Origin of the sequence: Actinomadura sp. DC4 (assembly GCF_030406325.1) — a bacterium.
In the GTDB taxonomy this organism is placed as follows: domain Bacteria; phylum Actinomycetota; class Actinomycetes; order Streptosporangiales; family Streptosporangiaceae; genus Actinoallomurus.
In genome coordinates this window covers 1-9,679 of the sequence record NZ_JAUEQY010000068.1, presented here as the reverse complement: position 1 = coordinate 9,679, position 9,679 = coordinate 1, and the positions used below count along the sequence as shown (strand labels likewise).

General features: G+C 71.6%; 7 protein-coding genes and 1 pseudogene. 4 read left to right on the top strand and 4 right to left on the bottom strand.

The genetic code is table 11. The features are described from left to right. The 3 genes and pseudogenes from QWU11_RS46890 to chvE form a co-directional block, all read right to left on the bottom strand. Positions 1-334 (bottom strand): annotated as a pseudogene (locus QWU11_RS46890) (hypothetical protein); the annotation flags it as partial. After that, the gene (mmsA, locus tag QWU11_RS46885) at positions 331-1,878 is read right to left on the bottom strand and encodes a multiple monosaccharide ABC transporter ATP-binding protein (protein WP_290121103.1); all 1,548 of its coding nucleotides are present in this window, start codon (positions 1,876-1,878) and stop codon (positions 331-333) included. The gene mmsA and the pseudogene QWU11_RS46890, both read right to left, overlap by 4 nt. Before the next feature lie 65 nt (positions 1,879-1,943). Continuing rightward, positions 1,944-3,080: a multiple monosaccharide ABC transporter substrate-binding protein gene (gene chvE / locus QWU11_RS46880; protein ID WP_290121102.1), complete on the bottom strand. Its 1,137-nt coding sequence runs from the start codon at positions 3,078-3,080 to the stop codon at positions 1,944-1,946. A 229-nt stretch (positions 3,081-3,309) separates the two neighbouring features. Between chvE and QWU11_RS46875 the strand changes: the two genes are divergently transcribed. The 4 genes from QWU11_RS46875 to QWU11_RS46860 are packed head-to-tail and all read left to right on the top strand — an operon-like array spanning position 3,310 to position 7,830. After that, positions 3,310-4,467, top strand: coding sequence for a mandelate racemase/muconate lactonizing enzyme family protein (locus QWU11_RS46875; protein ID WP_290121101.1), 1,158 nt, complete (start codon positions 3,310-3,312; stop codon positions 4,465-4,467). Then, on the top strand, positions 4,464-5,468 hold the full coding sequence (locus QWU11_RS46870) for an alcohol dehydrogenase catalytic domain-containing protein (RefSeq protein ID WP_290121100.1): 1,005 nt from the start codon (positions 4,464-4,466) through the stop codon (positions 5,466-5,468). The genes QWU11_RS46875 and QWU11_RS46870 overlap by 4 nt, the downstream gene beginning before the upstream one ends. An 8-nt stretch (positions 5,469-5,476) precedes the next feature. Then, positions 5,477-6,436, top strand: coding sequence for a hypothetical protein (locus QWU11_RS46865; RefSeq protein ID WP_290121099.1), 960 nt, complete (start codon positions 5,477-5,479; stop codon positions 6,434-6,436). Further along, on the top strand, positions 6,433-7,830 hold the full coding sequence (locus QWU11_RS46860; RefSeq protein WP_290121098.1) for an aldehyde dehydrogenase (NADP(+)): 1,398 nt from the start codon (positions 6,433-6,435) through the stop codon (positions 7,828-7,830). Before QWU11_RS46865 ends, QWU11_RS46860 begins: the two co-directional genes overlap by 4 nt. 42 nt (positions 7,831-7,872) lie before the next feature. On the opposite strand, the gene QWU11_RS46855 is transcribed toward QWU11_RS46860, so the two are convergent. Beyond that, entirely contained in the window at positions 7,873-9,420 is a 1,548-nt protein-coding gene (locus QWU11_RS46855; RefSeq protein WP_290121097.1) for an FG-GAP and VCBS repeat-containing protein, read from the bottom strand. Between the last annotated feature and the right edge of the window lie 259 nt (positions 9,421-9,679).

The following is a 9,679-nucleotide window of genomic DNA, read 5'->3' as shown; positions in this document are numbered from 1 at the left end:
CGGTTCGGTGGTCGCCGTCTGCGGTGCGATCTCCGCCGTGCTGATGGTCAACCACCGAACCGGCCGACAGATCGATGTGGCCCGCGATGATGACGAGGATCATCCCGATCGACAGGATCAGGATGTAGGAGTTCTGCACGAGAACGTTGGACATGTTCTCCGGGGAGAGCAGGCTCCCGTGCGTGAGGATCGCGAACAGCGCGACGATCAGCGCGAACGCGACATAGATCCCACTCTGCCGCAGGTTGACGGAGAAAATCCGGTCGGTCACGCCGCCGCGGGACGGGGGCGGGGCCTCGCCCTTGTCCGGGCGGGCCGGTGCGACGCTGCTCATTGGGCGATGATCTCCTCGTCGTATCTGGTCATGTACTGCATGAGTCGCTCGGGGGTGGCCTCCGCGCGGGAGACCTCACCGGTGATGCGCCCGGCCGACATCGCGTAGATGCGGTCACAGATGCCGAGCAGTTCGGGCAGCTCCGAGGAGATGACCAGCACGGCCTTGCCCTGGTCGGCCATCTCGTTGATGATCGAATAGATCTCGTACTTCGCGCCGACGTCGATGCCGCGGGTCGGCTCGTCAAGGATCAGCACGTCCGGGTCGGTGAACAGCCACTTGGACAGCACGACCTTCTGCTGGTTCCCGCCGGAGAGCTTGCCGGTGACCGCGAGGACGCTCGGCGCCTTGATGTTCATGCTCTTGCGGTAGCCCTCGGCGACGCGGAACTCCTCGTTGTCGGGGACCCAGCCCCGCCTGGCGAGCTTGCGCAGCCCCGCCGCCCCGACGTTGCGCTTGATGTCCTCGATGAGGTTCAGCCCGTACCGCTTGCGGTCCTCGGTGGCGTACGCGATGCCGTGCTTGATGGCGTCGCCGACCGACCTGACGCGGATCTCCTTGCCGTCCTTGTGGATGCGGCCGGTGATGCCGACGCCGTAGCTGCGGCCGAACACGCTCATCGCCAGCTCCGTACGGCCGGCGCCCATCAGGCCGGCCAGTCCGACGATCTCTCCGCGCCGCAGCGTGAGGTTGGCGCCGGACACGACGAGGCGCTCGTGCTGCGTCGGACTGCGTACGGTCCAGTCCTCGATCCGCAGCACCTCCTCGCCGATGGTCGGCTCGTGCTCGGGGAAGCGGTGCTCCAGGTCGCGGCCGACCATGCCGGAGATGATGCGGTCCTCGGTGACGAGGTCCTTGTTCATGTCGAGGGTCTCGATCGTGCGGCCGTCGCGCAGGATGGTCGTGGAGTCCGCGATCGCCTTGATCTCGTTGAGCTTGTGGGAAATGATCACGCAGGTGATGCCCTGCTCGCGCAGGCCGCGCAGCAGGTCGAGCAGGTGCGCGGAGTCGGCGTCGTTCAGCGCCGCCGTCGGCTCGTCCAGGATCAGCAGTTTCACGTCCTTGGACAGTGCCTTGGCGATCTCCACGAGCTGCTGCTTGCCGACCCCGATGTCCATCGCCGGGGTGACCGGGTTCTCGTCCAGGCCGACGCGGGCGAGGAGTTCGGCGGCGTCGGCGTTGGTCCTGTTCCAGTCGATGAGGCCGCGGTGGGCGCGTTCGTTGCCGAGGAAGATGTTCTCGGCGATCGACAGGTACGGGCTGAGCGCCAGCTCCTGATGGATGATGACGATGCCGTGCTTCTCGCTGTCGCGGATGCCGGAGAAGCGGCACGGCTCGCCGTCGAAGTCGATCTCGCCCTCGTACGAACCGTGCGGATGGACACCGGACAGCACCTTCATCAAGGTGGACTTGCCCGCGCCGTTCTCACCACAGATCGCGTGGATCTCGCCGCGCCGTACCACCAGGTTGACGTCCTGCAGCGCCTTGACGCCGGGAAACACCTTGGTGATCCCGCTCATCCGCAGGATCGCGTCGTCGGTCATGTCATGCCCTTCGAGTCACGACGGAAAGGCGGGCGGCGCACACGGCGCCGCCCGCCCCTGGCCCGCTACTTCAGCTGCTGAGCCGTGTAGTAGCCGCCATCGATGAGGGTCTTCTGGACATTGGTCTTGTAGACCGTGACCGGCTGGAGGAGCATCGACGGGACGACCTTGACGCCGTTGTTGTAGTCCTTGGTGTTGTTCACCTCGGGCTTGCCGCCCTTGAGGACGGTGTCGGCCATCTTCACCGTGACCGCCGCGAGCTCGCGGGTGTCCTTGTAGATGGTGGCGTACTGCTCGCCCTTCATGATCGACTTAACCGAGGCGAGCTCGGCGTCCTGGCCGGTCACGACCGGGTACGGCTGGCCGGACGTGCCGTAGCCGGCGCTCTTGAGCGCGGACAGGATACCGATCGACAGGCCGTCGTACGGCGAGAGAACTCCCTGGACCTTCGCGCCGCCGCCGTAGGCCTTGGTGATCAGGTCCTCCATGCGCTTCTGCGCGGTGGCGGGGTCCCAGCGCAGGATCGCGATGGTCTTGAAGGCCGTCTCCTTGCTCTTGACGACCAGGGTGCCCTTGTCGATGTAGGGCTTCAGGGTGGCCATCGCGCCGTTGTAGAAGAACGTCGCGTTGTTGTCGTCCGGCGACCCGGCGAAGACCTCGATGTTGAAGGGGCCCTTGGCGGTGCCGTCGGAGCCGTCCTCCTTCTTCAGGCCGAGGCCGACGAGGAGGGACGTGGCCTGCAGGACGCCGACCTTGTAGTTGTCGAAGGTGGCGTAGTAGTCGACGTTCGGCGACTTGGTGAGCAGCCGGTCGTAGGCGATGACCGGGATGTGCTTGTCGGCCGCCTCCTGCAGCTGCGTCGTCAGGGTGGTGCCGTCGATCGAGGCGACGATCAGGAGCTTGGCGCCCCGGGTGATCTGGTTCTCGATCTGGTTGACCTGGGTGGGGATGTCATTCTCGGCATACTGGAGGTCGACCTTGTAGCCCAGCTTCTCCAGCGCGGCCTTCACGTTCTCGCCGTCGTGGATCCACCGCTCGGAGGACTTGGTCGGCATGGTGACGCCGATCAGCGCACCCTTGGCCGAGTCGGCGCCCGCCGCGCCCTTCTTGTCGACGGTCTTGGTGCTCGAGCCGCACGCCGCGGTCACGCTGAGGGCCATCAACAGCCCCGTGGCCATCGTGGCCATTTTTGTGAATCTCATGTCCCACCTTGGGTCGGGCTAGGCGGTTACGCCGGAGTTACAACTGGATTTCCCACTGCTGTGTCCCGGAGTGTTACCGGTCACAAAACTGATGTCAAGACACAGTTCGGCAACATGGCCTCACATCTGCTAACCGTTGACTTTGCGAGTGTGACCGGTAACATCCGCGTGTTGTGAGGACGTAGTGGCCTCGCCTCTGGGCCCGTAACACGAGGAGCACTTGCAACACATGCGCATCACCGGTATCTCGACACACGTCGCCGGCACGCCCTGGCGCAACCTCACGTTCGTCCAGGTCCATACCGACGAGGGGCTCGTCGGCGTAGGTGAGGCGCGGATGCTGAACCACACCGACGCGCTCATCGGCTACCTGGCCGAGGCCGAGGTCAACCACATCAAGGGCTCCGATCCCTTCGACACCGAAGACCTCGTCCACCGGATGAAATACGGCGACTACGGCCGGGCCGGCGAGATCGCCATGTCCGGGATCGCCTGTGTGGAGATGGCCTGCTGGGACATCGTCGGCAAGGCCCTCGGCCAACCCGTCTGGCGACTGCTCGGCGGCAGGGTCCGGGACAAGATCAAGGCGTACGCCAACGGCTGGTACACCGTCGAGCGCACCCCCGAGGCCTTCCACGCCGCCGCCCGGAAGGTCGTCGAACGCGGCTACCAGGCGCTGAAGTTCGACCCGTTCGGCAGCGGCACGATGGAGCTGGACCACGCCGAGACGATGCGCTCGGTCAGCCTCGTCGAGGCCGTACGCGACGCCATCGGGCCCGAGACCGAGCTGCTCGTCGAGATGCACGGCCGGTTCTCCCCCGCCACCGCCATCCGGCTGGCCGGCCTGCTCACGCCGTTCAAACCCAGCTGGATCGAGGAACCCTGCCCTCCGGAGAACCTCAAGGCCCTCGCCAAGGTCTCCGCCCACACCGACCTGCCCATCGCCACCGGCGAGCGCATCCACGACCGCATCGAATTCCGCGAACTGTTCGAACTCCAGGCCGTCGACGTCATCCAGCCCGACATCTCCCACATCGGCGGCATCGGCGAAACCCGCAAGCTCGCGGCCACCGCCGAGACGCACTACGTCATGGTCGCCCCGCACAACGTCGGCGGCCCCGTACTGACCGCCGCCAACCTGCACCTGGCGGCCTGCACCACCAACTTCAAGATCCAAGAACACTTCAACGACTTCGCCGACTCGGCGATCAAGGATGTGGCGCCCGGCCTGCCCGAGGTCGTCGACGGCCACTTCACGCTGCCGGAGGCTCCCGGCCTGGGGGTCGAGCTGGACCTGGACGCGCTCGCCGCGTTCCCCCGCCAGCGCGCCAACTTCAACCTGTTCGCCGACAACTGGCACCTCCGTGACCCGGCCGGGACCAAGTGAGCCGGTCGGTACTCCTGGAACGGCCGGGCCGCCGGCGAATGATCAAGGGGGAGGCACCGGAGCCGGGTCCCGGTGAGGTCCTCGTCCGCGTCGCCGCCGCGGGCATCTGCGGCAGCGACCGCGAACTGTACGAGGGCGGCCGCCCCGAGCCGTACCGGAGGTTCCCCATCGTCCCCGGCCACGAGTGGTCGGGAACGGTCGAGGCGGCCGGGCCCGGCGTCGACCCGTCCCTGGTCGGGCGGCCGACGGTCGGCGAGGGCTTCGTGAACTGCCAGGTCTGCGACCGGTGCCGCGCCGGGGACACGAACCTGTGCGTCGCCGGCTACGACGAGATCGGGTTCACCCGGCCGGGCGCGTTCGCCGACCACCTGATCGTGCCCGCCCGGCTGCTGCATCCGCTGCCGTCGGGCACCGACCTGCGGGCCGCCGTGCTGCTCGAACCGGCGGCGGTCGCCGCCGCCGCCGTGCTCCAGGCCGCTCCGCTGCCCGGAGAGCGGGTCGGCGTGGTCGGCGCGGGCACCCTCGGCCTGCTGACGATCCAGCTCCTCGCCGCCTCCTCCCCCGCCGAACTCGTCGTCAGCGACCCCCGCGCCGGCCGGGAGCCGGTCGCGCGGGCGGGCGGCGCGACGGCCTACTTCCATCCGGACCGGTTCGGCGCGCTCGACCTCGACGTCGTCGTGGAGACCGCGGGCGCCCACGACTCGGCGGCGGCCGCCGCCCGGCAGGTGCGCCGGGGCGGCCGGCTCGTGCTGACCGGCATTCCGGGCGGAGTCCCCGAGGGGCTCTCCCCCTCGCTCATCGTCGGCCGCCAGCTGGCGGTGACCAGCGTGTTCGGCGCCCCGGCGTCGGCATGGTCACACGCCGTACGCGCGTTCACCTCCGGCCTGCTCGACCTCGCCCCCCTGGTCACCCACGAGCTGCCGCTCGAGGCCTATCCCGATGCGGTCGCGCTGCTCGGACAGGGCGGCGAGGACGTCGGCAAGATCATTCTCAGACCCTAGGAGTCGTGATGAGCCTTTCCCGCCATCCCGGCGAGCACCTGCTCGACCGGCTCGGCATGCCCGCCCGCGGCGCCGCCCCCGCCGGATCGGCGGCCCGGTTCCCCGACGGCGGGAGCTGGCGGACCGAGCTGCCCTCCTGCGAGGGCCCGGAGGTCCTGGCCGCCGCACTGGAGGAGATCGACCGCCTCGACGTGCCGATCCACCGCATCAGCCAGGGCAGTGGCATCTGGATGCTCACCGACGCCGAGATCACCGAGATGGTGAAGACGTGCGACGAGCGCGACATCGAGCTGTGCCTGTTCGTCGGCCCGCGCGGCACGTGGGACATCGGCGCCGGGGTCAAGGCCTCCTCCGGCGGCTCCGGTCCCCGCGCCCGGGGCCGTGACCAGCTCGCCCAGTGCGTCGAGGAGGCCGAGCGCGCCCTGGCGCTCGGCGTCCGCTGCCTGCTCGTCGCCGACGAGGGCGTGCTGTGGTCGCTGCACCGGCTGCGTGCCGCGGGCGTGTTCCCGTCCGACGTCACGTTCAAGGTGTCGGCGCTGGTCGGACCGGTCAACCCGTCCGCGTACACCGTCTGGGAGAGGCTCGGCGGCGACTCCATCAACGTGCCGAGCGACCTGACCATCGAGCAGATCGCCGAGCTGCGGGCACAGAGCGGCGCGCCCATGGACTTCTACGTCGAGGCCCCCGACGACCTCGGCGGCTTCGTCCGCCTCTACGACGCGGCCGAGCTGATCCGCTGCGGTGCCCCGATCTACCTGAAGTTCGGCCTGCGCAACACCCCCGGCGTCTACCCGGTCGGCCGCCACCTGCGCGACCTGGCCGTCAACGCCATGCGGGAGCGTGTGCACCGCGGCCGCCTGACCCTGGACATCCTGGAGCGTCTCGGCGCGGACGAGGGCATGTCCCCGCTCGGCTCACGGCTGCCCGGCACTCTCGACCGCTTCCCCACCGATGGAGACCCACGATGACGTTGCTGTACGGAGTCGACCCGCGGACCGGCGAACGGCTGGAGCCGGGCGTGCCGGAGACCACCGCCGACGAGGTCGCCGCCTTCGGCGTGGCCGCGGCGGACGCCGCCCGCCCGCTCGCGGAGCTGCCGCTGCCCGAGCGGGCCGCGCTGCTGGAGGCCGTCGCCGACGCGCTGGAGGCGTCCGCCGACGAGCTGGTGAGGCTGGCCGACGCCGAGACCGCGCTCGGCCGTACCCGCCTCAGCGGGGAGATGGAACGTACCACCGGGCAGTTGCGCCTGCTGGCCGGCGAGGCGCGCAGCGACGGCTTCCAGCGGGACACCGACGAGCCCGGGTTCGTACGTGCGCTGCTGCCGATCGGGCCTGTCGCGGTGTACGCCGCGAGCAACTTCCCGTTCGCGTTCTCCGTCGCGGGCGGCGACACGGCGTCCGCGTGGGCGGCCGGCTGCCCGGTCATCGTGAAGGCCCACCCCGGGCATCCGCGCACGTCGGTCCGTACGGCGGAGGTCATCGCCGGCGCGCTCGCCGAGGCGGGCGCGCCCGGGGGGACGTTCGCGATCGTGCACGGGCTGGAGGCGGGCCTGGCGCTCATCGAGGACCCTCATATCAAGGCCGCCGGCTTCACCGGCTCGGTGCGCGGCGGGCGGGCGCTGTTCGACGCCGCCGTGAGCCGTCCGGACCCGATCCCGTTCTACGGCGAGCTGGGCAGCATCAATCCCGTCTTCGTCACGCCGTCGGCGGTGGCCGCCCGCGGAGAGGAGATCGCGCGCGGCTACGTCGGCTCGTTCACGCTCGGGTCGGGGCAGTTCTGCACCAAGCCGGGGCTGCTCTTCCTTCCCGACGGGCACGGGCTCGACGCCGTGCTGGCCGAGGCGGTCGCGTCGGTCGAGGCGCCGTCGCTCCTGACACCGCGGATCGCGGACGCGTTCCGTACCGGGGTCGAACGGCTCACGGCCGGGACGCGCACGGTGGCGGAGAGCGCCGGGGCGCACCTGGTCGCGGTGACCGCCGGGGACTTCGCGGGCCGGCCGGAGCTGACGGAGGAGTGCTTCGGCCCGGCCTCCGTCATCGTCGAGTACGCCTCGGAGGAGGAGCTGCGCGCCGCCGCCGCGGCCGTACCCGGATCGCTCACCGCGACCCTGCACGCCGAGCCGTCCGACGCCGACCTGGCCCGCGGGCTCGTCGCCGAGCTGTCCCGGCACGCCGGCCGGGTCGTCTACAACGGCTGGCCGACCGGCGTCGCGGTCAACCGGGCGATGCACCACGGCGGTCCGTGGCCCGCGACGACCGGGCCGCTGCACACGTCCGTCGGCACGGCGGCGATCCGGCGCTTCCAGATCCCGGTCACCTTCCAGGGACTGCCGGGGGAACTCCTCCCGCCGTCCGTGGGGTGAACCACCCGCCGCCATGGCGCACGCGCGGTGGCCGGTGCACGGTCAGCGGAGGAACTCGCCTCCCGGGCCGGCTCCGGCCAGGTCGCCGGCGGCTCCCGTCAGGTCGACCGCGCCGGTCGCCCCACTCGAGGTGAGGGCCGCGCTGACCAGGCGGATTTCGTCGCCGCCGTCCTTCGAATACATCGTGCCGGCGAGGAGCTCGTCCCGGCCGTCGCCGTCGACGTCGAAGAGGGCGAGCTCGGTCCGGACCGGATTCGGCGGCAGCCCGAGGGAGCGCGCGGTCAGGGGCACGGCCCGATCGGACAGGCCGCCGTGTCCGGAGGGCACGAGCCAGGCCAGGGCCGCCCCGTCGTACGGGCCGGCCGGTACGAGCAGGTCGGCGTCGCCGTCGCCGTCGACGTCCCCGGTCGCGAGGCCGCCGCAGCAGGAGTAGGGCGGCCGGCGGCCCGTCACCGTGGTGGCCTCTCGCGGGACCAGGCCGCCGGGACCGCCGCGCAGGACGACGAGCACGCCCTCGTCGCACCGCCCTCCCCGGCGGGTCGCTCCGTACACGACCACGTCCGCGTACGAGCCGTGGCGGAAGCGGGCCGCGGCCAGGTAGTGGCCGAAGCCGTCCTCCACGCCGGCGTCGGCACCGCTGATCGACTGGGCGTCCCGCCCGCTCAGCCCCTCGGCAGAGCCGCGCAGGACGTACAGCATGCCGACGGGGCGCGGGTGGCCGGCCTCGTCCCCGTCGGGATCGACGCAGCGTTCGGTCGCGTCGTCACCGGGGCGTGTCGTGGCGGAGTCCCCGATGAGCAGGTCGTCGTTCCCGTCACCGGTGACGTCGGCCGCGGCCAGATCGCCCAGCCGCCCGGCCGGGACACCGCGTTCGCCCGGGACCAGGAGCTGCGCGCCGCGAGTGCTGAGCCCGGCGGGCCCTCCGTAGAAGACCGTCAGGGCGCCCCTGCCCGTCTTCGGGTCGTGGGGCTCCCGGCCGAGGAGCGGGCCGGGCGCCGACGGCGCGGCGACGGCCAGGTCGGGATAACGGTCGCCGTTGAAGTCACCCGTGGCCAGCGCCGCGCCGAACCGGCCGCCGTACCGGGGCCGTGTGTCGGCCGGATGCAGCAGCGCCGGATGGTCCTGGTCGAGGACGACCGGCCGGCTCGTGCCCAGGTACGGGGAGGCGGCGGTGCCGTACAGCAGGGTGACGATCCCCATCCGGCTGCGCGGCCGCCCGGGCGCGTCCGCTTGCGGGGTCCCGATGGCCACGTCCGTACGTCCGTCGCCGTCGAAGTCGGCGCTCGCGAGCTCGGTGATCGGGTCGCCGTTCCCCGGGACCCGGGCGGACCAGTCGATGACGGCCGGCCGCTCCTTCCCGCCGGGCACCACGTACAGGGTCGGCGTACGCGACGCCGCCACGACGACGTCCGCCTTGCCGTCACCGGTCAGGTCGCCCCGGACGGCCTGCCGGGCGGGCGCCGCCGTGGCCCGCGGCGGCCGGACCGCGGCCGGGCCGCGCGACGATGTGCACGCCGACGGCACGGCCAGCGCGCCGCACAGAAGGAGAGACGCCGCACGACGCCCACGCCGGCCTTCGATGATCTCCATGCGGTCGATGATGCCCGAGGCTCGCCGGTCAGCCTGAGGTGTGGGGGGGGGGGGGGGGGGGGGGCCGCGCCCCCCCCCCCCCCCGCGCCGCCCCGGGGGGGGCGCCCCCCCCCGCCGCGCCCCCCCCCGGCGCGGCCGCGGCGCCGCGCTCCCACACGGCGGGACGGCGCCGCGGGGGGGCGGGCCCGGGGGGGGGGGGCGGGGGGGGGGGGGGCGCGGGGGCGGGGGGGGCGCGGGGGGGGGGGGGGGGGCGCGGGCG